Origin of the sequence: Arthrobacter sp. R-11 (assembly GCF_049913155.1) — a bacterium.
Lineage (GTDB): Bacteria > Actinomycetota > Actinomycetes > Actinomycetales > Micrococcaceae > Arthrobacter.
This window is the reverse complement of record NZ_CP183979.1, coordinates 2,522,614-2,545,471: the sequence shown is the minus strand read 5'-3', so window position 1 is coordinate 2,545,471 and position 22,858 is coordinate 2,522,614. Positions and strand designations below refer to the sequence as shown.

19 protein-coding genes, 2 tRNA genes and 1 pseudogene are annotated in these 22,858 nt (G+C 67.5%); 13 read left to right on the top strand and 9 right to left on the bottom strand.

Features of this window, described 5'->3' with window-relative positions; all coding sequences use genetic code 11:
• The first annotated feature begins 37 nt into the window (after nt 1-37).
• From obgE to ACN9M4_RS11470, 8 genes are all read left to right on the top strand, one after another.
• A complete protein-coding gene (gene obgE, locus ACN9M4_RS11505; RefSeq protein ID WP_426297988.1) occupies nt 38-1,627 on the top strand; it encodes a GTPase ObgE in 1,590 nt (529 codons plus the stop codon).
• On the top strand, nt 1,617-2,798 hold the full coding sequence (gene proB, locus ACN9M4_RS11500; RefSeq protein ID WP_426297986.1) for a glutamate 5-kinase: 1,182 nt from the start codon (nt 1,617-1,619) through the stop codon (nt 2,796-2,798). Before obgE ends, proB begins: the two co-directional genes overlap by 11 nt.
• Nucleotides 2,795-4,171, top strand: a complete 1,377-nt coding sequence (locus ACN9M4_RS11495; protein WP_426297984.1) for a glutamate-5-semialdehyde dehydrogenase — start codon at nt 2,795-2,797, stop codon at nt 4,169-4,171. The genes proB and ACN9M4_RS11495 overlap by 4 nt, the downstream gene beginning before the upstream one ends.
• Nucleotides 4,172-4,284: 113 nt before the next feature.
• A complete protein-coding gene (locus ACN9M4_RS11490; RefSeq protein WP_426297982.1) occupies nt 4,285-4,524 on the top strand; it encodes a hypothetical protein in 240 nt (79 codons plus the stop codon).
• A gap of 55 nt (nt 4,525-4,579) precedes the next feature.
• Nucleotides 4,580-5,197 carry a nicotinate-nucleotide adenylyltransferase gene (nadD, locus tag ACN9M4_RS11485; RefSeq protein WP_426303457.1) on the top strand — a complete coding sequence of 206 codons (618 nt, stop codon included), beginning with the start codon at nt 4,580-4,582 and terminating at the stop codon, nt 5,195-5,197.
• 8 nt (nt 5,198-5,205) lie between these two features.
• Nucleotides 5,206-6,474 (top strand): hypothetical protein, encoded by a 1,269-nt coding sequence (locus ACN9M4_RS11480; protein WP_426297980.1) that lies wholly within the window; start codon nt 5,206-5,208, stop codon nt 6,472-6,474.
• A 62-nt stretch (nt 6,475-6,536) separates the two neighbouring features.
• On the top strand, nt 6,537-6,935 hold the full coding sequence (gene rsfS, locus ACN9M4_RS11475) for a ribosome silencing factor (protein ID WP_426297978.1): 399 nt from the start codon (nt 6,537-6,539) through the stop codon (nt 6,933-6,935).
• Between the two features lie 155 nt (nt 6,936-7,090).
• Nucleotides 7,091-7,166, top strand: a tRNA-Ala gene (locus ACN9M4_RS11470).
• 147 nt (nt 7,167-7,313) lie between these two features.
• Here ACN9M4_RS11470 and ACN9M4_RS11465 read toward each other — a convergent pair.
• The 7 genes and pseudogenes from ACN9M4_RS11465 to ACN9M4_RS11435 form a co-directional block, all read right to left on the bottom strand.
• On the bottom strand, nt 7,314-7,616 hold the full coding sequence (locus ACN9M4_RS11465; protein WP_426303573.1) for a DUF4177 domain-containing protein: 303 nt from the start codon (nt 7,614-7,616) through the stop codon (nt 7,314-7,316).
• Nucleotides 7,617-7,637: 21 nt separating this feature from the next.
• Nucleotides 7,638-7,694 (bottom strand): annotated as a pseudogene (locus ACN9M4_RS11460) (hypothetical protein); the annotation flags it as partial.
• A 185-nt stretch (nt 7,695-7,879) separates the two neighbouring features.
• Nucleotides 7,880-8,839: a 2-hydroxyacid dehydrogenase gene (locus ACN9M4_RS11455; protein WP_426297976.1), complete on the bottom strand. Its 960-nt coding sequence runs from the start codon at nt 8,837-8,839 to the stop codon at nt 7,880-7,882.
• Complete coding sequence (locus tag ACN9M4_RS11450; protein WP_426297974.1) at nt 8,836-10,035, bottom strand: pyridoxal phosphate-dependent aminotransferase; 1,200 nt, start codon at nt 10,033-10,035, stop codon at nt 8,836-8,838. Before ACN9M4_RS11450 ends, ACN9M4_RS11455 begins: the two co-directional genes overlap by 4 nt.
• A gap of 183 nt (nt 10,036-10,218) precedes the next feature.
• Nucleotides 10,219-13,656: an error-prone DNA polymerase gene (locus tag ACN9M4_RS11445; protein WP_426297972.1), complete on the bottom strand. Its 3,438-nt coding sequence runs from the start codon at nt 13,654-13,656 to the stop codon at nt 10,219-10,221.
• 48 nt (nt 13,657-13,704) lie between these two features.
• Nucleotides 13,705-15,294 (bottom strand): DNA polymerase Y family protein, encoded by a 1,590-nt coding sequence (locus tag ACN9M4_RS11440; RefSeq protein ID WP_426297970.1) that lies wholly within the window; start codon nt 15,292-15,294, stop codon nt 13,705-13,707.
• Nucleotides 15,295-15,297: 3 nt separating this feature from the next.
• Nucleotides 15,298-15,966 (bottom strand): hypothetical protein, encoded by a 669-nt coding sequence (locus ACN9M4_RS11435; RefSeq protein WP_426297968.1) that lies wholly within the window; start codon nt 15,964-15,966, stop codon nt 15,298-15,300.
• Between the two features lie 157 nt (nt 15,967-16,123).
• Between ACN9M4_RS11435 and ACN9M4_RS11430 the strand changes: the two genes are divergently transcribed.
• Nucleotides 16,124-17,092: a ScbA/BarX family gamma-butyrolactone biosynthesis protein gene (locus ACN9M4_RS11430; RefSeq protein WP_426297966.1), complete on the top strand. Its 969-nt coding sequence runs from the start codon at nt 16,124-16,126 to the stop codon at nt 17,090-17,092.
• Nucleotides 17,093-17,134: 42 nt separating this feature from the next.
• On the opposite strand, the gene ACN9M4_RS11425 is transcribed toward ACN9M4_RS11430, so the two are convergent.
• Complete coding sequence (locus ACN9M4_RS11425; RefSeq protein ID WP_426297964.1) at nt 17,135-17,701, bottom strand: ScbR family autoregulator-binding transcription factor; 567 nt, start codon at nt 17,699-17,701, stop codon at nt 17,135-17,137.
• A gap of 113 nt (nt 17,702-17,814) precedes the next feature.
• Here ACN9M4_RS11425 and ACN9M4_RS11420 point away from each other — a divergent pair, with 113 nt between their 5' ends.
• The 3 genes from ACN9M4_RS11420 (at nt 17,815) to ACN9M4_RS11410 (ending at nt 20,363) form a co-directional block, all read left to right on the top strand.
• Nucleotides 17,815-18,792 (top strand): NAD-dependent epimerase/dehydratase family protein, encoded by a 978-nt coding sequence (locus ACN9M4_RS11420; RefSeq protein WP_426297962.1) that lies wholly within the window; start codon nt 17,815-17,817, stop codon nt 18,790-18,792.
• Nucleotides 18,793-19,074: 282 nt separating this feature from the next.
• Nucleotides 19,075-19,147: transfer RNA gene (locus ACN9M4_RS11415), tRNA-Ala, on the top strand.
• A 67-nt stretch (nt 19,148-19,214) separates the two neighbouring features.
• Nucleotides 19,215-20,363, top strand: coding sequence for a class I SAM-dependent methyltransferase (locus ACN9M4_RS11410; RefSeq protein WP_426297960.1), 1,149 nt, complete (start codon nt 19,215-19,217; stop codon nt 20,361-20,363).
• A 26-nt stretch (nt 20,364-20,389) separates the two neighbouring features.
• Here the strand turns inward: ACN9M4_RS11410 and ACN9M4_RS11405 are convergent, their stop codons facing one another.
• A complete protein-coding gene (locus tag ACN9M4_RS11405; RefSeq protein ID WP_426297958.1) occupies nt 20,390-21,277 on the bottom strand; it encodes an aminoglycoside phosphotransferase family protein in 888 nt (295 codons plus the stop codon).
• Between the two features lie 123 nt (nt 21,278-21,400).
• On the opposite strand from ACN9M4_RS11405, the gene ACN9M4_RS11400 reads away from it, so the two are divergent.
• Entirely contained in the window at nt 21,401-22,651 is a 1,251-nt protein-coding gene (locus ACN9M4_RS11400) for an ROK family transcriptional regulator (protein ID WP_426297956.1), read from the top strand.
• Nucleotides 22,652-22,858: the final 207 nt, after the last annotated feature.

Sequence of the window (22,858 nt, the reverse complement as noted above, 5' to 3'; positions counted from 1 at the left end):
ATCTTTTAGAGTTTTTGCATACACAGAGGAGAAAAACGTGGCCACCTTCGTAGACCGGGTAGTACTTCACGTATCCGGCGGAACAGGCGGCCACGGCTGTGTATCGGTCAAGCGGGAGAAGTTCAAGCCGCTCGGCGGCCCGGACGGTGGCAACGGTGGCAACGGCGGCGACGTCATCCTGCGCGTCGACGGCCAGACCACCACCTTGCTTGACTACCACCACGCCCCGCACCGGCACGCCACCAACGGAGGCCCCGGCATGGGCGACTGGCGTGGCGGCAAGAACGGCGAAACCCTTGTGCTCCCCGTTCCGGACGGCACTGTGGTCAAGAGCAAGGACGGCACCGTGCTGGCCGACCTCGTCGGCATCGGGGCCGAATACCTTGCTGCTGCAGGCGGCATCGGCGGCCTCGGCAACGCCTCCCTGTCTTCCCAGAAGCGCAAAGCCCCCGGGTTCGCGCTCCTTGGCATCGAAGGCGAAGCCAGGGACATCGTTCTGGAACTGAAGTCCATTGCCGACATCGCCCTCGTTGGCTTCCCCTCGGCCGGCAAGTCCAGCCTCATTGCTGCCATGTCCGCCGCCCGGCCCAAGATTGCCGACTACCCGTTCACCACCCTGGTGCCGAACCTCGGCGTGGTGCAGGCTGGCGATGTCCGCTTCACCATTGCCGACGTTCCCGGCCTGATCGAAGGCGCCAGCGAAGGCAAGGGACTGGGCCACAACTTCCTGCGCCACGTCGAGCGTTGCGCCGCCTTGGTCCACGTGCTTGACTGCGGAACCCTGGAATCCGACCGTGATCCGCTGTCCGACCTCGCCATCATCGAGGCCGAACTCGAGAAGTACGCAGTGGACATGAGCTACGCCGGCGCTGACGGCGAAGTGGTTCCGCTGAACGAGCGCCCCAAACTGGTGGTGCTGAACAAGGTTGACCTGCCCGACGGCAAGGACATGGCCGAGTTCGTGCGCCCGGACCTCGAGGCCCGCGGCTACCGCGTCTTTGAAGTCTCCGCCACCAGCCACGAAGGCCTGCGCCCCCTGAGCTTCGCGATGGCCGGAATCGTCCAGGCCGCCCGCGACGCCGTCCAGGCAGCTCCGCCGAAGGTTGCCGCCCCCGTGCTGCGCCCGCGTGCCGTCAACGAAACCGGCTTCACCATCCGCCGCGAGGAGAAGAACCTCGAGCCGCTCTTCCGCGTGCTCGGCGAGAAGCCCGTGCGTTGGGTCAAGCAGACCGACTTCACCAACGAAGAAGCCATCGGCTACCTGGCGGACCGTCTGGCAAAACTCGGTATCGAAACCGAGCTGTTCAAGATGGGTGCCAAGCCCGGCGATACCGTGGTGATCGGCGGCGAAGACGGCGTGGTGTTCGACTGGGAGCCCACAATGATGGCCGGCGCCGAACTGCTTGCCACCCCGCGCGGTACCGACATCCGCATCGCGGACATCGGCGACCGCCCCACCCGTTCCCAGAAGCGCGAAGAACAGATCGAACGCCGCGAAGCCAAGGCTGCCGCCCGCGCCGAACTCGAGGCCGAGCGCAAGGCGGGCATCTGGACGGAATCCGTCAGCCGCCGTCGTGCTGCCCGTCCGGTGACCGAAAGCGGCCTGGAAGACGGCAATGACGACTAGCACGGATGCAGTGTCCACCCCTGCGGACACCGCCGAACGCGAAGCCCTCGCCACGGCCAGGCGGATCGTGGTCAAGGTCGGTTCCTCCTCGCTCACCAGCATCAAGGGCGGCATCTCGGAACGCTCCCTGACCGCCCTCGTCGACGCCCTCGCGCGCAAGCGCAATGCGGGCAGCGAAATCATCCTGGTTTCCTCGGGGGCGATCGCCGCCGGGCTCGCGCCGCTGGGCCTGGCCAAGCGGCCCAAGGACCTGGCCACCCAACAGGCAGCGGCCAGCGTGGGGCAGGGACTGCTGATGGCCCGCTACACGCAGGCGTTCTCCGCCCACGGCGTGACCGTCAGCCAGGTGCTGCTCACGGCAGATGACCTCATGCGGCGCACCCAGCACAGCAACGCCTACCGCGCCCTGGACCGGCTGCTCAACCTGGGCGTGGTGCCGGTGGTGAACGAAAACGACACCGTGGCCACGCACGAGATCCGCTTCGGCGACAACGACCGGCTGGCCGCCCTCGTGGCGCACCTGGTGCGCGCGGACGCGCTCGTGCTGCTGTCCGACGTCGACGCCCTCTATGACGGCCCGCCCGCCAAGGGGGCCAAGCGCATCCCGCTGGTCACCGGCCCCGCGGACCTCGAAGGGGTGACCATCGGCAAGGCCGGCAAGGCCGGCGTCGGGACCGGCGGCATGATGACCAAGGTCGAGGCGGCCAGCATCGCAGCCGGTTCCGGTATCCACGCCCTTGTCACCTCCACCGCCAACGCCGCCGCGGCGCTGGCGGGGGAGGACGTCGGCACCTGGTTTGCCGTGAACGCCGGGCGGAAACCCGTCCGGCTGCTGTGGCTGGCGCATCTGGCCTCCGTGCGCGGACGCCTGGTGCTCGACGACGGCGCGGTGCGGGCTGTGCGCGACCGCCACACTTCGCTGCTGCCCGCCGGTATTTCTTCCGTTACCGGGGCTTTCGAGGCCGGCGACCCCGTGGAAATGGTGGCCGGCGACGGAACCGTGATCGCGCGGGGCCTGGTCAACTACTCCGCGGAGGAGCTTCCGCGCATGCTGGGCCGTTCCACGAAGGAACTCGCCAAGGAACTCGGCAGCGGATATGACCGCGTTGTTGTCCATGTTGACGACCTCGTTCTGGTCCCGTCGGCGGGCTCCACTAAACTTGGAGCATGACTGAAGCACTGACTCCCCAGGCCGTTTCCGACGCAGCAACCACCGGAGCCCTTTCCGGTGCCGTTCCGCCTGCGGAAACCCCGGAGTCGCTGGCGCCCCGGGAACTCGATGCCCAGGAACTCGAGGCGGCCGTCCACGCCATCGCCGACCGCTCCCGCAAAGCCGCCCGCCGCATGGCGCAGGCCAACCGGGCCTGGAAGGACCGCGCATTGCGGGCAATCGCCGAAGCTCTGGTCGATCGCCAGGCAACCGTCCTCGCGGCCAACGCCAAGGACGTCGAAGCCGGCCGCAGCAATGGCACCTCCAAAGCCCTGCTGGACCGGCTCACCCTGACCCCGGCCCGCATCGAAGGCCTCGTGGCCGCGCTCGAAAACCTCGCGGGCCTGCCCGATCCCGTGGGCAACGTGGTCCGTGGCCAGACGCTTCCCAACGGCCTTCGCCTGCGCCAGGTCAACGTACCCATGGGGGTTGTCGCGGCGATCTACGAAGCCCGCCCCAACGTCACCGTGGACATCGCCGGCCTGGCCCTGAAGAGCGGCAACGCCGTGATCCTGCGCGGCGGTTCGGCCGCTGCGCACACCAATGCTGCCCTCGTGGTGATCCTGCGGGAGGCGTTGGAATCGGTCGGCCTGCCTGCCGACGCCGTGCAGACCGTGGACCAGTTCGGGCGCGAAGGCGCCAACGTACTGATGCGTGCCCGGGGACGGGTCGACGTGCTTATTCCGCGCGGCGGCCGTGACCTCATCCAGACGGTGGTGAACAACTCCTCGGTGCCTGTGATTGAGACCGGTGAAGGCAACGTGCACATCTTCATCGACGAGTCCGCCGGCGAGGAAATGGCCGTGGAGATCCTGCTCAACGCCAAGACCCAGCGGCCCAGCGTCTGCAACACGGTGGAGACCCTGCTGGTCCACTCCGGCTCCGCGGTGCTGCCCGCCGTCGCCGCCGCACTGCGGGCTGCCGGTGTCACGCTGCATGTCGATGACCGTGTGGCCCAGGCCCTCGCGGGCAAGGTGGAGACCGTGCCGGCCGACGATGACGACTGGGCCACCGAATACATGGACCTGGACCTTGCCGTGGCCATGGTGGACAACCTCGACGCCGCCGTCAGCCACATCCGCAAGTGGACCACCGGCCACACCGAGGCGATCCTGACGAACAACCTCGCCAACGCCGAGAAGTTCATTGCCGAGATCGACTCCGCGGCCGTGATCGTCAATGCCTCCACCCGTTTCACCGACGGCGGCGAACTTGGCCTGGGCGCCGAGGTGGGCATCTCCACCCAGAAGCTGCACGCCCGTGGCCCGATGGGCCTGACGGAACTGACCACCACCAAGTGGATCGTCCAGGGCGAAGGCCAGGTACGGGCCTGAGCCCACTGCCGGTGGCGGGGCATTGCCCCAACGCCAACGCTGTAACATAGAACAGAAGTCCGGAGCGGCGGGAGGATCCGCCGTCGAAATCCTTTGAACCATTAGGGGAGAGCATGCAGTTTCAACAGATCGCCGTTTCCATTGCCGCACAGGGCGGCGAAGGTGGCCATGAGGAACTCGCTCCGCTGTGGGTTGAGCCGTGGGTCTTCGGCGTCTCGATGTTTGCCATCCTGTGCGTGCTGATGTTCGTGACCCTGTCCTACACCAACCTGGGCAACCGCCACGAGCCCGTCGACGAGCACTCGGATCCGCACCGCCAGCACCCGGCCAAGCACTCAGGGTTTGGCCACTAAGATTTCCGCTGCAAAACCCTTCGAGGACACGGGGCGCAGGATCCGCCTTGGCGTGATGGGTGGGACGTTCGATCCCATCCATCACGGCCACCTGGTTGCCGCGAGCGAGGTCGCCGCCAAGTTCCATCTGGACGAGGTCGTCTTCGTGCCCACGGGCCAGCCTTGGCAGAAGTCCAGCAGGCAGGTCAGCGAGCCCGAACACCGTTACCTCATGACGGTGATCGCCACCGCGTCGAACCCGAACTTCACGGTCAGCCGCGTAGACGTGGACCGTCCCGGTCCTACCTTCACCATCGACACCCTGCGTGACCTGCGCGCCCAGCGCCCAGACGCGGACCTTTTCTTCATCACGGGCGCCGATGCCCTGGCCCAGATCCTGTCCTGGAAGGACGTGGATGAGCTCTGGAAGCTGGCGCATTTCGTGGGCGTCACCAGGCCCGGCCACGTGCTCGATGACATGGGCAGGGAGGACGTCAGCCTCCTCGAGGTCCCGGCCATGGCGATTTCCTCGACCGATTGCCGCGCCCGTGTGGCCGTCGGAAACCCTGTGTGGTACCTCGTTCCCGACGGCGTGGTGCAGTACATCGCAAAGTACGGCCTCTACGCGGACAAACGGCCCGCAGCGTCCATGCCGTCATTGACCGGATCAGACCGCCGAGCACTTACTGAGTGAGTTTTTGAATGAGCCAGGAACAGCCCCCTATCCGCAGCCGGCGTGAGCTTCGTCGAGCCCGGGAACAGCACCTGGAACACATGCCGCTGGAACACGTGGCAGGCTCCGGCACGGACGAGGCGCCCACGAAATCCGGTCCCGAAACCAGGCGCGTCCGGCGGGTCGCCGATGCGCCGGTGGACGCGGCGTCCAGCGCTGAACGTTCCTCCCAAATCCGGGCCCGGGACCGCGCCGCGCTGAGAGCCATCAAGGAACTCGCTGACAAGGAAGGGCAGCTGTCCAAGGGCGGCCCTCCGACGCGCCGGCAGCTCCGGCTCCAGCAGCTCCAGGAGGAACTGGCCCCGGGCACGTCCATGCTGCCGCTGGTCGCACCGGCAGCAGCGGCGCCGTCCGGCGATGCGCCGGCGTCGGCGATCCCGGTCGTTCCGGCGCCCGCCCCGGCCGACGGCGATGTGGCCGGCAAGCCTGCGCAGGCCGGTCCGTACCGCGCCGCTCCCGACGGCGCCATCAGGGTTACTGCCGGGCCTCCCGCTTCCGCTCCGGAGCCTTCCGGGGAACGGCCGGAGATGTCCGTGGAACAGGCACTCGCGGCCAGGGAGCTGTTGACTGCCCAGACCCCCAACCAGGCCAACAAGCTCGGACATATTGCGGCCCTGGAGAGCGCATCCCAAGGAACCACTGAAGCGCAGATGGCCGAGGAAGCCCCCGAGGACCCGCAGGCCCTTGCCCGGCAGATCGCCGAGGCCGAACGGGAAGCCATCCTCAACAAGCGCGCCGAGGCCAAACAGAAGCTCGCCGAACAGACCCTCCGTCCGCCCGTCGTCAAGACCGGCCCGGCGACGGCGAACAATCTGGCCATGGTGACGCCGCTTGAATTCGTGAAGGTTCCGGGCTCCGACCGGCCCATGATGAAGGCACCGGCAACCAGCTTTGTCCCCCTGGTGACCTCCGCCGGACCGAAACTGAGCAAGGAACAGGCAACAGCGGCAAAGCAGCGCAGCAAGCGCGGCCGCGCGGCCGTCCTGGCCCGGGCGGAGGCCGCAGCGACGGCGGCCCGCAAGCGGACCGCGGGGGATGCCGTCGTCGACTCCGAAGGAACGTCGCCGGCAGCGCCTGTCGCTGCGCGCACCGCCTATGGGCTTGAACCGCTCGACGCCGCGACCGCCGGGCTGGCCCGTGCGCGCCGCCAGCAATTGCTCATCCTGTGCCTGGCCGTGATTGCTGTAGCCGCCGTCATTGCAGGCATCGTGTTCTTTGCCAGCGGAAACACCCGCTGAGCCCCCAGACATCGGCAGGTATTTGGCCTGCACCGGAAAAATCACCACATACAAGGAGTCCCGTGACTGCACATGAATCATCCATCGTCCTGGCCCGCCATGCCGCCCGCGCGGCAGCGGACAAGCTCGCCGAGGATATCGTCGCCCTGGACGTAAGCGACCGTTTGGCCCTCACTGACGTCTTCCTGATCGCCTCCGCTCCCACGGAGCGCCAGGTCAATGCCATCGTCGACGGCATCGAAGAGGAACTGCTCAAGCAGGACCTGCGCCCCGTGCGCCGTGAAGGCCGCTCCGAAGGCCGCTGGGTCCTGCTGGACTACGCGGACATCGTGGTGCACGTCCAGCACAGCGAGGACCGGGTGTTTTACGCCCTGGAGCGGCTTTGGAAGGACTGCCCGGTGGTGGACCTCGAGCTCAACGGCAAGGACCACGGTTCGCCCGCGATCCAGGAAGGCGCCTGAGCCGAAACCCCGGATTGGCGGGGCAGGACAGCCAAAGTATGCCCGATTTGGAATTTTCGGAAAGGCTGTTCTAAGATATTGGAGTTGCTTCGCCGCAAGGCAAGGCGGGAGGGACTTTCCCAAGTCTTTCCACGCTTGTGAAGCAACGAAAATACGGGGGTATGGCGCAGTTGGTAGCGCGTCTGCATGGCATGCAGAAGGTCAGGGGTTCGAATCCCCTTACCTCCACCACATTGAATCCCGCGGATCGGATCCGCGGGATTTTTTGGTTTCCGGAGATTTTTTGGTTCCGGAGATTTTTTGGTTTCCGGAGGCGGGGCCGAATGGGGACCCGACGGCGGCGACTTCCGCGGAACAGTTTGCAATGGCGTGGACCTGCTACAAACGCTCGAACACCATCGTTGCCTGGATGCGGTCACCTCCGCCGATCCCTTTGCTTCCCGATGACGCCGTGGTGATGGTGTGGAGCCGGTAGCCGAGGGCAGCCTGGGCATTGAGCGCCTTCTCCAACTCGGTGAGGTTTCCGGAACCGGTTCCCCAGATTTTTTCCTTGAGGATGACCTGCAGCACAACGTAGTTCATGCCTCTTGCGGCGGGACGCGGGTTGGCTCCCGCGGTGGCCTCCGCCTCGATGCGGCCGATCACTCCGCCGATTCCGCTCATCGGCGCCGGCGGCTGCACTTGCTCGGTCCAATTCTGTCCATCCCACCAACGCGTGGTGCCCGTTCCATCGTCGTACCATCCCGCTGTAGTCCCCATCGGTCCTCTTCTCCATGGTTTGTGCCGGTCCGCTCGTGGATCACGTGCGTGCGGACCAGTCTATGGACATGAGTTAGGGCTGGGTCACTTAACGAGTACGAGCCCCGTCCTTCGGGACGGGGCTCGTACTCGTAACAGTGCGGACTTGCTGCGTCCGTCGGTGCGCGTTAGCGGTAGGCCCGCCGCTAAGCGATCGGTGTGGGTGGTTGTTCGCCGCGGAGCACGGCGAGGGTGTTGTCGGCGGCGAGAACGGCCATGGCCGTGCGCGTCTCGACGGTGGCCGAGCCGAGGTGCGGCACGAGAACGACGTTTTCCAGGTCCAGCAGTTCCGGGTAAACCTGGGGTTCCTTCTCGAAGACGTCCAGGCCTGCGCCGGCAATGACGCCGGTGCGCAGGGCGGTGGCAAGGGCGGCTTCGTCGATGATCGGTCCGCGGGCGGTGTTCACCAGGTAGGCCGTGCTCTTCATCGCCGAGAGCTCTTCGGCGCCGATGAGGTGGTGCGTGGCGGGCCCGTAGGGGCAGTGCAAGGACACGACGTCGGAAACGGCCAGCAGTTCGTCCAGCTCGACCCGCCGGGCGCCCAGTTCGGCCGCGACCGCGGGATCGATCTCGCTGCGGGACTGGTACACGATGTCCATGCCGAAGGCCTTGGCCCGGCGCGCGGTCGCCTGGCCGATGCCGCCCATGCCGACGACGCCGAGGGTCTTGCCCTGCAGGCTGGACCCGAGCAGGAAGAACATGCCCCACTTCCACGCCTGTCCGGCGCGGATGAGCCGTTCGCCCTCACCAAGCCGGCGGGTCGCCATGAGGATCAACCCGAACGCGATGTCCGCGGTCGCCTCGGTGAGCACGCCGGGGGTGTTCGTGGCGGTGATGCCCCGCGCGGTGCAGGCCGGCACGTCGATGTTGTCATAGCCGACGGCGACGTTGGAGACGACCTTGAGCTGAGGGCCGGCGGCGTCGAGGAGTTCGCCGTCGATGCGTTCGGTGAGCAGGCTGACGATGGCGTCGGCGCCGGCCACGCGGGCCAGGAGCTCCTCGCGGCCGATGGATTCCGTGCCGGTCCAGGCGTCGACCTCGTGTTCGGCGCGGAGATTTTCGAGCGCGGCTTCGGGGATCCGCCCCGTGACGACGACGCGGCTCATGCGGACACGATCCATTCGCGCAGGCGTCCGAGGCCGTCACGGATGTCTGCCGCCTCGATGCCGGAGTAGGCCAGGCGGATGTACTGCCGCTCCTCACCGGGCAGGCGCCGACCGAAGTGTTCACGGGTGCAGAAGGACACGCCCGTCTTGTACAGGGCGTCGGTGGCGAAGTCGCCCACCGCCGTGTAACCCATGCGCTCCATGGCCTCGGTGACGTCCGGGAACAGGTAGAACGTGGACTGCGGCACGGCGACGTGCATTCCGGGGATGGAATTCACGAGCTCGCAGGCGGTGTCGCGGCGCTTCTGCAGGACGTCGAGCATCTGCTGCACGGAGTCCTGGGGGCCGCGGAGCGCTTCGATGCCGGCCCACTGCACGTAGTGCGTGGTGCAGGATTCATCGTTGGTGTTCAGCGTGCTGAGCACCTGGGCGATTTCGCGCGGGGCGACGGCGCAGCCCAGGCGTGAGCCGGTCATGGCGAACTTCTTGCTGAAGGTGTAGAGGATGACCGTACGTTCGGCCATGCCGGGAATCGATGCGATCGAGCTCGAGACCCCTTCGTAGCGGGTCTCGAAGTAGGCCTCGTCCGAAAGCACCCAGAGGTCGTGTTCGATCGCGATCTGTGCGATGGCCTCGCGCTCGGCGGCGGTCGACTCGGCCGAGATCGGGTTCTGCAGGTCGTTGTAGATGATCGCGGCGGTGTTCGGGGTAATCGAGGCGCGGATCTGGTCCAGGTCGATCGCGAACCCGGTGCTCGTGGGAACGTAACGGTAGGGCACGGCCGTGCCGCCAAGGTACTCGATCTGCGATTCGTAGATCGGGAAGCCCGGGTTGGGGTAGAGCACTTCCTGACCGGGGTTCATGACCGCCTGCAGGAACTTCGTGATGACGGGCTTGCCGCCGGTCATCACGACCACGTTCTCGGGGGTGAACTCGATGCCGCGGCGGGAGCCGAGGTCCTCGGCAAGGGCCTCGCGCAGCTGCGGGATGCCGGGGCCGGGGCAGTAGCCCGTGTAGCCGTCAGCGATTGCACGGTTCATAGCCTCCACGATGTTCGGAGCGGTGGGGATGTTGATGTCGCCCAGATGGAAGGGGTACACGAGGTTCCCCTTCGCCTTCCAAGCGGCGGCGGCCTGGGCGACGCTGAACGCGGTTTCGGTGCCCAGGCGTTCGAGCCGGTGCGCGAGTTTCTGCATGTGCTGTTTCACTCCTCATCGAGTTGACGATCGATCCTCCGGCGGAATCCGGTCTAGTATATGATTGATATATCAGATCGCAAAGTGTGATCTTCATCTCATTGGAACTATGTCGGGAATCGCGATCCCCGCGGACGGGCATACCTCCGCCAGTCCTGCGGGGGAGGGTCCTTCCGCCGTCGGCTACCTGAAGTCCCGCGACTTGGGCGCTGCCGGCAGGCCCAGGGCTTCCAGCCTGTCCGCCACCAGGTTGGTGACGCCGTCCGGCGAGCGCTCCAGGAATCCGCGCACGACAAGGGCCACAGCTTCCCGTGCCACCCGGCGGTGCCGTTTCCAAAGCCCCACGCTGCAGATCACGTTGAGGATGCCGCTTTCATCTTCCAGATTGACGAAGGTGATGCCCTGCGCGGTCTGTGGCCTCTGCCGGTGCGTGACGAGCCCGGCGGCTTCGATACGCGTGCCGGAGGCAACCCCGGAAAGACTGTCGATCCGCAGCACCCCGCGTTGCTCAAGGCTGCCGCGCACATGCCGCATGGGATGGTCATCCGTGCTGACCCCGGTGGACCAGAGATCCTGGATGACGCTCTCCTGCGGCGAGAGTTCCGGCAACAGCGGCAACTGGACAGGCAACTGCGTTCCCGGCAACTGTCCCTGCCGCTCCAAAGCCGCGCTGCCCGCCTGCCACAACGCTTCGCGGCGGCTCAACCCCAGGGAATCGAGGGCACCGGAGGAGGCGAGCGCTTCCAATTGTTCGGAGCTGAGATCCGCCCGGCGGGAGAGGTCCGCCATGTCCCGGTAGGGGCCGTTCTCCTCGCGCTCTGCAACGATCCGTTTCGCCACTTCGGTTCCGATGTTCGTCACCCCGTCCAGGCCGAGGCGCACCGCATGGGAGCCGTCCCTGCGGTGCAGGTGGTCTTCTGCCGGCAGTTCCGGGCGGAACGGTCCGGGCTCGGGCTGCTCGGGGAGCAGGCAGGAGTCCAGGCCGCCGCTACGGGAGGCGGCCGGGGCACCCGCCGCCCGGCCGGCGTCGTACTCCTCCAACAGCTCGAGCGTCGCTTCGGCCCGGGAACGGAGGATGTCGGGCCGGAGCACCTTGACCCCGTGCCGGCGGGCATCGGCCACCAGGCTCTGCGGGGAGTAGAAGCCCATGGGCTGGGCACGGAGCAGCGCCGCGAGGAACGCCCCGGGATAGTGCAGCTTCAGCCAGGAACTCGCATAGACCAGCACCGCGAAACTGAGCGAGTGCGATTCGGCGAAACCGAAGTTGGCGAAGGCTTCGATCTTGGCGTAGATCTGGTCGGCGTCGTCCTTGCTGATCCCGTTGGCTGCCATCCCGTCGTACAGTTTGGCCTTGAGGGATTCGATCCTTTCCACGCCGCGCTTGGAGCCCATCGCCCGGCGGAGCAAATCCGCGTCCTCCGCACTGCAGCCGCCCACGGCGACGGCCATCTGCATCAGTTGTTCCTGGAACAAGGGGACGCCAAGGGTCCGTTCCAGCACGGGCTCCAGCAGCGGGTGGAGGTAGGTGACCTTCTCTTCTCCGGAGCGGCGGCGGATGTAGGGATGCACGGCGCCGCCCTGCACGGGGCCGGGGCGGATGAGGGCAATCTCCACCACGAGGTCGTAGTATCTCCGTGGTTTCAGGCGGGGCAGGGTGCTGATCTGGGCGCGGGATTCCACCTGGAACACCCCGATCGAATCGGCGCGGCAGAGCATGTCGTACACCGCGGGTTCTTCCTTGGGGATGGTCTCTATTTTCCAGTGCTCCCCGAAGTTGTCCGCGATCAGGTCGAAGCAGTACTGCAGGGCCGCGAGCATCCCCAGGCCCAGGAGGTCGAACTTGACCAGGCCCATCCATTCGCAGTCGTCCTTGTCCCACTGCAGCACCGTGCGGTCCTCCATCCGGGCGTGCTCGATCGGCACCACTTCGCCCACGGGCCGTTCCGTCAGGACCATCCCGCCGGAGTGGATGCCCAGGTGCCGCGGGAAGCCCATGATCCGTTCGGCCAGTTCCAGGACGGGCCCCGGTATGCCGTCATCCTTGCCTTCCTCGACGCCGTTCCAGCGGTCGATCCGCTTGGACCAGGCATCCTGCTGGCCTTGGCTGTAGCCCAGTGCCTTGGCCATGTCCCGGACGGCGTTCTTCGGCCGGTAGCTGATGACGTTGGCGACCTGCGCCGCGTTGAACCGCCCGTACTTGCCGTAGACGTACTGGATGACTTCCTCCCGGCGGTCGGAATCGAAGTCGACGTCGATATCCGGCTCCTCCTCCCGGAGGCTTGAGAGGAAGCGTTCGAACGGCAGTTTGTAGAAGATGCTGTCGACGGCGGTGATCCCCAGGGCAAAGCAGACGGCGGAATTCGCCGCCGAACCACGGCCCTGGCAGAGGATGCCGCGCGACCGGGCAAACTGCACGATGTCATGGACGATCAGGAAGTAGCCGGGGAAGTCCTTCGCCTCGATCACGGCGAGTTCCTGTTCGATCCGGGCATGGACGTCCGCCCCGGCGCCCGGATACTTCGCCGCGACCCCTTGCCTGACGAGTTCGCGCAGCCAGGAGATGGGAGTGTGCCCAGAGGGGACATTGAGCTTCGGAAGTTTCGGCCGGGCGGCCCGCAGCTGGAAGGCAAGGTCGTCGGCCAGTTCCACGGTGCGCTCCACGGCACCGGGATAGCGGGCGAAGCGCGCGGCCATCTCCGCCCCGCTGCGCAGGTGCGCGCCGGAGCTGGACGGAAGCCAGGCATCCAGCTCGTCCAGGCTCCGCCGCGCCCTGACCGCGGCGAGCGCCGTGGCCACGGGATACTGTTCGGGCCCGGCGTAGTGCACGGCGTTGCTGGCCACCAGGGGAACCCTGGCCCGCGCCGCGATCCGGGCGAGGGCATCGTTGTGGTCCGTGTCCAGCGGGTTGCCGTGGTCGAAAAGTTCCACCCCCACATTCCCGTGCCCGAAGCGTTCCCGTAGGGCATCAAGTTCCCTGGCCGCAGCGCGCTCGCCCTCCGACAGCAGCGCCCGGCGCACCGCCCCTTTGCGGCAGCCGGTCAGGACCAGGCAATGGCCGTGGAGTGTTTCGGCCAGGGAATCGAGCTCGTAGACCGGTTTGCCCTTCTCCGCACCGGGAGCCAGATGGGCTGCGGTCAGCGCGGAGGCCAGCCGGTGGTAACCCTCCTCCCCGCGGGCAAGGACGAGCAGATGGTCACCTTCGGGATCGGCTTCGCCGTGCTGGGGTTTGCCCAGGCCAAGGGAGAGTTCACTGCCGAACACGGTCTTCAGCTGGTAGGCCTCCGCGGCTTCGGCCATCCGCACGATTCCGTAGAAACCGTCGTGGTCGCTGAGTGCGAGGGCATGCAGGCCCAGCCGCACCGCCTCCTCCACGAGTTCCTCCGGCGAGGAGGCGCCGTCGAGGAAACTGTAGTGCGAGTGGGCGTGCAGTTCCGCGTAGGGGACCGATCCCTGCACCGCGGGAAGAGCCTGGGCGGGCAGAGGATGATAGGGGCCGCGTTTCCGGGACCAGGCAGGGCTGTCCCCGCCGTCGCCCTTGCGCCCGTGTTCCCCGGCAGGGAGCCTGCCGGAGAGGGTGCCCTCGAACTGCGCCCAGGTGAGCGGTGAATTGTGCCAGCCCATGTCGGTCTTTCTTGCTTGGTGTTGCTGGGGCCAGGGGAGCGGAGCCGCCTAGTCGTAGCGGGCTTCGGCCCACCAGCGGTCTCCGGTCAGGAGCAGGAGCCAGGCGTCGCCGTCGCCGTCGACGATCTGGAAGCGTTCGGCATGACGACGGCGGCCCTCGTCCCACCAGCGCTGACGCAGCGGCCAGGGGCCGGTCCATTCAGCCACCGGCCGGCGCGGCGCGATGCTTTCCCCGGCGGCATCCGGGCAGAACCAACGCGGCGGGGAAAGCAGGGTGCCGCGCTGATCCGTGCGGACTGTTTCCCCGGCTGCGTCCAGCAGCAGCACCGGAACAGGGGAAGCGAAGACCGTGGCAGGCTGCGGATCCGGAATGCTCCCGGGCCAGGGCCTTGCCGCCTGGACGGCCGCCTCCCGCGGAACGGGGTCGCCCCACGGCGTGAGCAGCCGCCGTTCGTTGAGGACCCGGCCGCCGGAGACGGCAGGAACCAGCACGGCTTCCTGCCCCAGCATGCTCTGGAGCCGGCTCAGTCCGTGATGGATCTTTTCCTCGGCACCTTCACCGAACAGGGCCTGCCCGTGGCCGGTAATGGAGTCCACCCGCCCGGGGATCAGCTCCACGCGGACGATCGCCGAGGTGATGCCGCCCGCGCTGTGGCCGCCGGAGGGGTCTGCCGAGCGGGGCTGAAGCTGCCAGCGCACGCGGTCGACGACGTCGTTCGCCGTGAAATGGCGGGGATGGCCCCACAGGCGCTCAGAGCGGGAGCCGGAGTCGTCCAGCAGGGCGACTTTGAGTTCCGTGCACACCAGCCCTGCGTCCTGCAGCGCCTCGATGAACTCCCCGGCAGGTGCCCGCAGCTGGAAGGCGATCTGGTCGATGCGGTCCAGGCCGGGTTCGAAATCCACCTGCCGGTCCAGCTTCCGCGGCGGCACCCGGGGCACCACCGTCTTGGGATCTTCGCCGCCGGCCATGGCATGGGCCAGGGCGCCGGCCTCGCCGAAGCGGGCGCGGACATCGGAGAGGGGAAGCCGGGTGAAATCCCCGAGGGTATGGATGCCGAGCCGTTTCAACAAGGAGGCCAGCTTCGGCTGTTCCAGTGCTTCCACGGGGAACGGGGCCAGGAAATCCCGTGACGTTTGCGGCGGCAGCACCAGGAACGCGATGCTTTCGGTGGTGCTCCGGGCGGCCTGCACAGCGGCGAAGACGGAATCGGCAACCCCCACCCGGGCCTCAACTCCCAGGGAATCGGCAGCGTCAAGCACGGCCCCGGCTGCTGATTCCTCGCTGCCGTAATACCGGGCTGCGCCACGGACCCGGACAGCGCACAAACCCGGACGCAGCACTTCCACCCCCGGGCTACGCTCTTCCAGGGAGGCGAGGACGGGCTCGAATTCCCGGGCATCCCGCAACGGGTCCGCCGGGCATACTGCCAGCGAAGTGCACCGGGTCTGGGCTTCCCGGAGCCGCAGGCCCCGGACCACGCCCTCCCCGCGGGCTTCTGCCGAACACGCCGCCACCCTGCCCTGGGAGATGACCGCGGCGGGAACATCGGCCGGAAGCTCATCCGCCAGGCGGGCCGCAACAAGCGGCCAGTCAGGGAACCAGGCCACCATCGCCCGTGAAACCGTTCCGCCGGGCATGGCTCAGGCCCCTATCCGGTACGCCGGGGCGTCTTCCGACACCCTGCCGGCAAGGTCCACGACGGCGGTCCGGGAGGCGCCCCGCAAGGCCACTTCGAGCCGGAGCTCCTGGCGGGCAAGATGCCCGTGCCCCTGGCCAAGGCCCTCCCATTCGTGGCCGCTGACCCGCAGGACAGCCTCGCTTTGCGGCCAATGCCCTGCCACGAGGAGAACGGAACCGCGCTCGCGGAGCCTGGCCCCGAGGCGGGCGGCTTCTGCAGGTGCTGCCCGGGCCGGGGCACAGGCAAGGACCACGGGGAGGACGTCAGCCATGGCAGCGAGCACCTGCATCCAGCGCTCGCCGGGGTCGGGGACCAGGACCAGCCGTTCCAGTGCGACGCCGAACCCTGCCGCCGCTTCGACCCCGAAGTCGGGCAGCCCCATTACTCCGCACCAGGAGCCCTGCAGCGACGGGCCAGCCAGCAGGGCCATGGCCAGGGACATGGAACCCTGCAGGGAATACACGGCTCCGGGCCGGAGTCCTCCTGGCAGGACTGCCTTAAGTGCCGGAAGCACGGGCAGGGAATGTTCCCGTGCGCGCCTGCCCTGCAGGAGGTGGATCCTGGCCTGCAGGTCCTCGCCCGGCGAAGAGCGCAAGGGGCCGGGAGGGAGATCGGGTAGTGCTTCTGGCATACTCCAATATTCGAATATATGTTCGAATACGTCAATTGCCGCGGGGCTGCCTGGAGGAGAGAGGGGTTCCGTTCCCGCCTGCACCTTGGCATGGTTTTGAGACGGGGGCTGTCCGCCTGTTTGAAAAAGCGAGTGAACCGATAAAATCGGGGCACTTATGGTCGAGAATATGGGGCACATCGAGGTGGATGAGCAGAATGCGGGCAACGGCCTGCAGCATGCCGAAGCGCTGTTTGAATCTTCCGTGGGGCGCGGCTTGGTCCACAAGCTTTCCCTTTCGGAAGTCTTCCTCACGGACTTCGTCCAATTGGGGCCGGAGCATTTCGCGGCAGGGGCCCAATGGCCGCGCTGGCACGTTTTTTACGGATCCCGCGACGGCCTGCCGGATTCCGCGCTGATGGCCGAGACGCTGCGGCAGTCCGTGATCCTGCTGGCCCACCGCAGCGGCGTTCCCATGGACTATAAGTTCCTGATGCCCAGGCTCGGCGTGGCCATGGAAGAGGTGAAGCTGGATCCCCTGATCCCGACGCAGCTCTCGGTGGATCTCGAGCTCAGGGACGTGAAGCTCAGTGCCGGCAAGCCTGCGGCGCTCACCGTGGATGCGACGTTCACGGTGGACGGTGAAACCATCGGCAAGGGCAGCGCCGGCGCCCGGATCGTGACCCCTGCCGGCTACGAGCGCTTCCGCCGTTCCGCCGCGGTTGAACAGCCGCCGTGTGGTGGTCCGCTGCTTGAGGCCTCGGTGGTGGGCCATTCCACCCCGCGGAACGTCATGCTGGGGGAGGAGGTCCGGCCGTCCGTCTGGCCACTGCGGGTGGACACAAGCCACCCGATCTTCTTCGACCATCCCCTGGACCATGTGCCCGGGATGCTGCTGATCGAAGCGGCCAGGCAGGCGGTGCGTGCCGCGATGGGCCGTCCGGAAGCCGACTTCTCCCGTTTTGAAGCCGAGTTCGTGAAGATCGCCGAACTCGCCGACCCGGTTGAGCTTGCCGTCACGCTTCCCGGCTCCGGGGAGCCGGAGGCGTCCGCGGAACCCGGGAAGGCAGGGCAGGATTCACTGCAGGTCAGGGTGCTCAACGGCGACGAGGTCCTGATGATCCTGCAGGCGGCCGTCTGGAACTGAGCCGTCTGGAAAAAATAGGGCGGTCCGTTGGGTGCCGGCGCGTCAGCGCCGCTGGTCCTGGTGCTGGGGAGCGATGGCGGGCATCATGAAATCCCACATGTCCTCGATCCGCTTCAGGACATCCTGCCGGCCCGTCATCACGTTGGAGACCATCTGGCTTCCGGTGAAAGAGGCGACCAGATAGTGGGCGAAGTCGCTTGCGTTGAGGTCCTCCCGGATGTCCCCTTCGCGCTGGGCCTGCTGGGTCAGGAACTCCATGGTGGCCATCCAGTCCTGGTAGGGTCCCTTGACGTCGCCGTTGAATGCCGAGGCCTCGAAGGTCAGGCGGATGCCGGCGCGCACCACAGGCTCATCGAGCAGTTGCTGCCCGAAGGTCCTGCACATGGTGATCATGGTTTCCAGCGCGGGAAGCCCGGCGGCCGCAATCTTTTCGCCGGCGATCCGCACAATGTTGTGCTGCTCGGCGATGACTGCCAGGGCGAGGTCTTCCTTGGATTTGAAATGGAAGTAGAGCGCGCCCTTGGTGACGTTGGCGCGCTTGGTGACATCGCTCAGGCTCGCATTCCCGTAGCCGACTTCCTCGAAGATGGAAGCGGCTCCCTCGATCACGGCCGTTCGGGTGGCTTTGGCTCGTTGTTGCATAGTCAGCGTCAGGACCTCTCCGGTTCCCCATCCGGGATACTTGGGTTCATGATTCCATCGATAGCCGGGGTCCGTGGAGCATGACAACTGACGCTGACGCACTCCCCGGAGTAGTGCTGCTGGGCTCGTCGGGCTTCATCGGCCGCCGCATCGCCGCGTCCTTGGCCGGGAAGGCCCGGGTGACCGCGCCTTCCCGGAACTCCGGCAACCGGAATCCCGATAGCCCCGCCGGGCCGCAGGAACACAACGCTACCAGCACGATGGCGGACATCGCCGCCCTGGACGCCGCCGCCCTGGACGCCACCGCCCTGGACATCACCGCGCCGGGGACCCTCCTGCCTGTCCTGCGGTATCTGAAGGCTCCGGGCACCGTGATACACGCCGTCTCCTATGTCGGTTCCGATCCAGACCTGGCCCGGGAGGTCAACGAGGCCGGTACCCGGAACGTCGTCGAGCAATGCCGGCAGTCCGGGAATCCCCGCCTCATCTATCTCAGCACCGCCAGCGTCCATGGCATGGGCCCGCACCGGGGAGGCGGACCGTATCCCTGCCTGCCGGCCTCGGCCGCCAGTGCGGCCCGCGCGGAGGCCGAACGCATGGTCCTGGACTACGGCGGCGAGGTCGTGCGTCCCAACCTCGTGTTCGGTAGGGGCGATCGTTGGCTGGCGCCCGGTCTGCTGCGCATCATCGACACCGCCGGCGGGTGGCCAGGAGACGGTGCCGCTCGTCTGTCGGTGATCGACGCCGGCAGCCTGGGGGAGTTGGTGGCCGGGCTGGCGCTCGCCGAATCGCAGCCCGGTGAGGCGTTCTATGCCGCCTACCCGGAGCCGATACCGGTTTCGGTTCTGGTGGAGGGGCTCTGCCGGGCGTCCGGCCGCCCGGTGCCGCCCCTGCTGGGCGATGCTCCGGAGGTGTGGCAGTCCCTGCTGGATGGCGGATTCAGCAGCCACCAGATCGACCTCGTCACGGTGGATCATTTCTACCCCTCCGAACGGCTGTGGCGGATAAGCGGCGTGCTCCCCGGCGCCGCGCCCGCCGTCGGGATGTTCCGGTCATGATCCGCCCGGAGGAGCGGACTTCGCCGAAACCGGATGAATGGTTTGTTTAACTATGATTATGACCCTAGACTGGAAGGCAGGCCAGTAGCGGTTTGCGAACCGGGCTTGAAAGCAGAAATGGGGGGAGGTGCGGCCGATTCGTCGACCGCACCTTATCTGCTTCATCCGTTTCCGCCCGCCGCTGCGAGCCTTCCAAGCGTCGATTTCCATCTCACACCGTTGTGGTTTAGTATTGACGAGTTGCTTCGGCGGGAACGGAAAAGTTCCTGCCAGGTGATTTCCGGGGCTGTGGCGCAGCTGGTAGCGCACCTGCATGGCATGCAGGGGGTCAGGGGTTCGAGTCCCCTCAGCTCCACCCGAAGAAACACCCCGCCCACCGGGCGGGGTGTTTTTCTGTTTCCGATGGAAGGTGGATCGGCCTGATGCAGGACGTTGAGCTGGACCGGGTTTTTGCCGGGCTCAGGCGGTTCCCGGATGTGGAAGCCCCGAACCTCTTCGCCCATGACGCGAGCGACAGGCTGCTCCTGGAAACCGCCGAGGAACACCTGCGTGCAGGAACCCGGATCGCCGTCATCGGGGACCGCTACGGCGCCCTGACCCTGGGCGCCCTGGCTGCCCTCGAGACCGGCGGGATTCGGGTGGCCCAGGATCTCCATTCAGGGCGCACCGCCCTGCAACGCAACGCGGCAGCGGCCGGTTTCGAGGGGCGCTTCGAATCCTGTCCGCAGGGACCCGGGCTGTTCGGTCCGGAACTGTTCGACGGCGCGCGGCTGGTCCTGCTCCAACTGCCCCGTTCGCTCGCGGAACTGGAAGAGATCGCCGACGCCGTTGCGCGGTATGCGCCCGAGGACGCCGTCCTGCTGGCCGGCGGCCGGGTCAAGCACATGTCCCTCGGGATGAACAGTGCCCTGGAACGCTACTTCGACAGTGTCCAGCCCCAGCTCGCCCGGCGGAAGTCCCGTGTACTCGTAGCCCGCGGCCCGAAGCGGCCCGCCGGCGGGCCGCGCTTTCCGGTCCTGGAGCAGGTGCCTGAACTCGGCATCTCAGTGGCCTCCCATGGTGCGGCCTTCTCGGGCGGGAAGCTGGACATCGGCACCCGCTTCCTGCTGTCCTTCCTGGACCGCATGCCGGACGCCGGCCACGCCATCGACCTAGGCTGCGGCACCGGTATCCTCGCCACGATGTATGCGCGAAGCCACCCCGGCGCCCGCGTCACGGCAACCGACCAGTCGGCGGCGGCCGTCGCCTCGGCCGGAGCCACGGCAGCTGCCAACGGCCTGGCGGACCGCATCGCCGTCGTCCACGACGACGCCATGTCCGGTTTCCAGGCAGGCAGCGCGGACCTCATCCTGCTCAACCCGCCCTTCCACCTGGGGGCGAGCGTCCACGCCGGGGCGGCGCTGAAGATGTTCGAGGCCGCGGCACGCGTCCTCGCCGCCGGAGGCGAGCTGTGGACCGTCTACAACAGCCACCTCCAGTACCGCCCCGCGCTCGAGCGGCTGATCGGGACCACCGGGGAAGTGGGCCGGAACCCGAAGTTCACGGTCACCCGCAGCGTCAAGGCCTCGTAGCCCAAACGCGGGACTGCCCGCAGGCACTACGCAAGCAGCTGCCGCAGCGCAAAGCCCCCGGTCTCGTGCAACACCGGGTTGTCGTCGGAGTTGCTGAGCATCGCCGTGGCAAGGACCAGCGCCCAGCCTTTGGCCCGCTCCCAGTCAGCCCCACGGGCACCGCAGGCCGCAATGAAGCCCTCCCGGCCGTCGTCGTCGAACATCAACCAGGCGACCGCGAGGTCGACGGCGGGATCCCCGGCGCCGAGGTCGCCGAAGTCGATCACGGCGGCCAGGCCGGCGGGTCCTTCCCCGGCAGCCCTGAACAGCACATTGGCCGGGTGCAGGTCGCCGTGGAGCCAGAGCGGGGGCCCGGCATGCGGCGGTGCGGCCAGGGCCTCCGCCCACAGCTTCCTTAGCCGGGCGGCCTCCGGGTACCGTGCCGTGTCTGCCAGCCGTTCCAGCACCACCGAAGACCGCTCCGCCAGGGGTACGCCACGCACGGGATTGACCGGCGCCTCGTCAGGGGCCGGCACGTGGATGGCCGTGAGGAAGGCCGCCAGCTCTCCGGCAGCCGGTTCCCGATCCGCCGGGGCCAGCCGGGCGGCGGAGACGCCGGCGAACCAAGGCACGACGCTCCAGTGCCAGGGATACCCGGCGGCGGGCCGGCCCGCAAACAGGGGTGCCGGCACGGGGACGGGGGAGCGGTGTGCATAGTCGGGGAGCCAGCGCTGCTCGTGGATTGCCAGGTGCGCCGCGGCCTCCCGGCGGGGGAGCCTGACGGCGCGCGTGCTGCCCAGCCGGTAGACGGCGTTGTCCCAGCCGTTGGCCACAAGCTCCAGCCGCTCCCCGGCGAGGGCAGGCAGCTGGGCGCTGAGCAGGCTGCGGACAAGACCGGCGGTGATTTCGACGTCGGCCGCGGGCATCAGTGCCATGGTGCCCGTCCCGCTTCGCCCGGAGCGGGTTCGCGGGGACCCGCGTGTGAGCATACCGGCGGAAGCGCGGGTGACGTACGATGCAGATGCAAGTACCGCATCCGAATGATTTTAGGGGAATCCTTGACTGAGATCCGCCAGCCCACCCCGAGGCGCGGAACGAACCTGCCACGCATGGGCGACTTCAACCTCACGGTCATTCTGGATGCGATCAGGCGTTCCACGGGCGGGCTGAGCCGGGTGGAGCTCGCGCAGATCGTCGGCCTTTCCCCGCAGACCATCTCGAACATCTCGCGCCGCCTGCTGGACCAGAATCTGATTGTCGAAGCCGGCAAGGAGGGCAGCGGACCGGGAAAGCCACGCACCATCCTGCGGCTCAACCCCAAGGGCATGTACGCCGTCGGTGTGCACCTGGACCCCGCCGTCATCACCTTCGTGGTGCTGGACCTGGTGGGTGACGTCGTCAAGCATTCGCGGATCGCGACCCCGGCCGGTCCTCCGCCGGTGGTCATCGCCGCCATCGCCGACGAGATCAAATCCCTGATCAAGGAATCCGCGGTGGACCCGGGCAAGATCGCCGGACTCGGGGTCGCGGCGCCGGGCCCGATCGACCTGGATGAAGGTGCCGTCGTCGATCCTCCCTTGCTCAACGGCTGGCACCGGGTGCACCTGCGCGACGCGCTCGCCGAGGCCACCGGCCTGGAGACCCTGGTGGACAAGGATGTCACCAGCGCCGCCGTCGCCGAGACCTGGGCCGGCGGCCCCAGCGGAACCGGCAGCTTCATCTTCATGTACATGGGTACCGGCATCGGCTGCGGGATCGTGATGAACGACGAGGTGGTCCGGGGAACCTCGGGCAACGCCGGCGAAATCGGACACATCATCGTGGACCCGGGCGGACCTGCCTGCGACTGCGGGCTCAACGGCTGCGTCAAGTCTTCCGCCATCCCGCAGGTCCTCGTGACGGCCGCCGAGGAGCAGGGCGTGATCGACGGCGGCCGGCAGGGCAGCGACGGGCCGGAGGTCCAGGAGAGCTTCGCCCGCTTGTGCGATGCCGCCGACGGCGGGGACGAGCGCGCGCTGGCCATCATCGACAGGTCCGCGGTGCTGGTTTCCCGCGCGGTCGCTGTCGTGACGAACACGCTGGACGTCGAGCGCGTGGTCTTCGGCGGGCCGTTCTGGGGCCGCCTGGCGTCCCGCTACCTCGATCTCGTGCCGCCGCTGCTCGCCTCGAACAGCGCCGCCAACAGCATCCATGGAATCGAAGTCGTGGGAACGGGGGTGGGCGAAGACGTCGGCGCCATCGGCGCCGCCTGCCTCGTGCTTGAACATACTTTGGCGCCCCGCGCACAGCGTTTGCTGCTGGAAGGCTGAAGTTCCACCCGCGCCGGACTGCGGGCAACGCTTTGAACCATTCTTGAACCGCGACATGTGAATACCGGAAATGGCTGGGCCGACTGGAGTGTGGGGGCCTGCAGCCGCGTGAAGATCGGAGCGCCTTGACTAATCGAGCCCAGACCAACCGGACCCAGACCAACCGGAGCCAGAGCAACCAGGCCCAGCCCAGACCTGCCCGGACCA

What these genes read in the sequence shown, in the direction of transcription:
- ACN9M4_RS11435 (WP_426297968.1), bottom strand. Translation starts at nt 15,966, where the DNA reads ATGCCAGAAGCACTACCCGATCTCCCTCCCGGCCCCTTGCGCTCTTCG.
- ACN9M4_RS11480 (WP_426297980.1), top strand. Translation starts at nt 5,206, where the DNA reads ATGAGCCAGGAACAGCCCCCTATCCGCAGCCGGCGTGAGCTTCGTCGA.
- ACN9M4_RS11405 (WP_426297958.1), bottom strand. Translation starts at nt 21,277, where the DNA reads ATGGCACTGATGCCCGCGGCCGACGTCGAAATCACCGCCGGTCTTGTC.
- ACN9M4_RS11495 (WP_426297984.1), top strand. Translation starts at nt 2,795, where the DNA reads ATGACTGAAGCACTGACTCCCCAGGCCGTTTCCGACGCAGCAACCACC.
- ACN9M4_RS11440 (WP_426297970.1), bottom strand. Translation starts at nt 15,294, where the DNA reads ATGCCCGGCGGAACGGTTTCACGGGCGATGGTGGCCTGGTTCCCTGAC.
- ACN9M4_RS11450 (WP_426297974.1), bottom strand. Translation starts at nt 10,035, where the DNA reads ATGCAGAAACTCGCGCACCGGCTCGAACGCCTGGGCACCGAAACCGCG.
- ACN9M4_RS11420 (WP_426297962.1), top strand. Translation starts at nt 17,815, where the DNA reads ATGACAACTGACGCTGACGCACTCCCCGGAGTAGTGCTGCTGGGCTCG.
- ACN9M4_RS11430 (WP_426297966.1), top strand. Translation starts at nt 16,124, where the DNA reads ATGGTCGAGAATATGGGGCACATCGAGGTGGATGAGCAGAATGCGGGC.
- proB (WP_426297986.1), top strand. Translation starts at nt 1,617, where the DNA reads ATGACGACTAGCACGGATGCAGTGTCCACCCCTGCGGACACCGCCGAA.
- ACN9M4_RS11455 (WP_426297976.1), bottom strand. Translation starts at nt 8,839, where the DNA reads ATGAGCCGCGTCGTCGTCACGGGGCGGATCCCCGAAGCCGCGCTCGAA.
- nadD (WP_426303457.1), top strand. Translation starts at nt 4,580, where the DNA reads ATGGGTGGGACGTTCGATCCCATCCATCACGGCCACCTGGTTGCCGCG.
- ACN9M4_RS11490 (WP_426297982.1), top strand. Translation starts at nt 4,285, where the DNA reads ATGCAGTTTCAACAGATCGCCGTTTCCATTGCCGCACAGGGCGGCGAA.
- ACN9M4_RS11445 (WP_426297972.1), bottom strand. Translation starts at nt 13,656, where the DNA reads ATGGGCTGGCACAATTCACCGCTCACCTGGGCGCAGTTCGAGGGCACC.
- ACN9M4_RS11410 (WP_426297960.1), top strand. Translation starts at nt 19,215, where the DNA reads ATGCAGGACGTTGAGCTGGACCGGGTTTTTGCCGGGCTCAGGCGGTTC.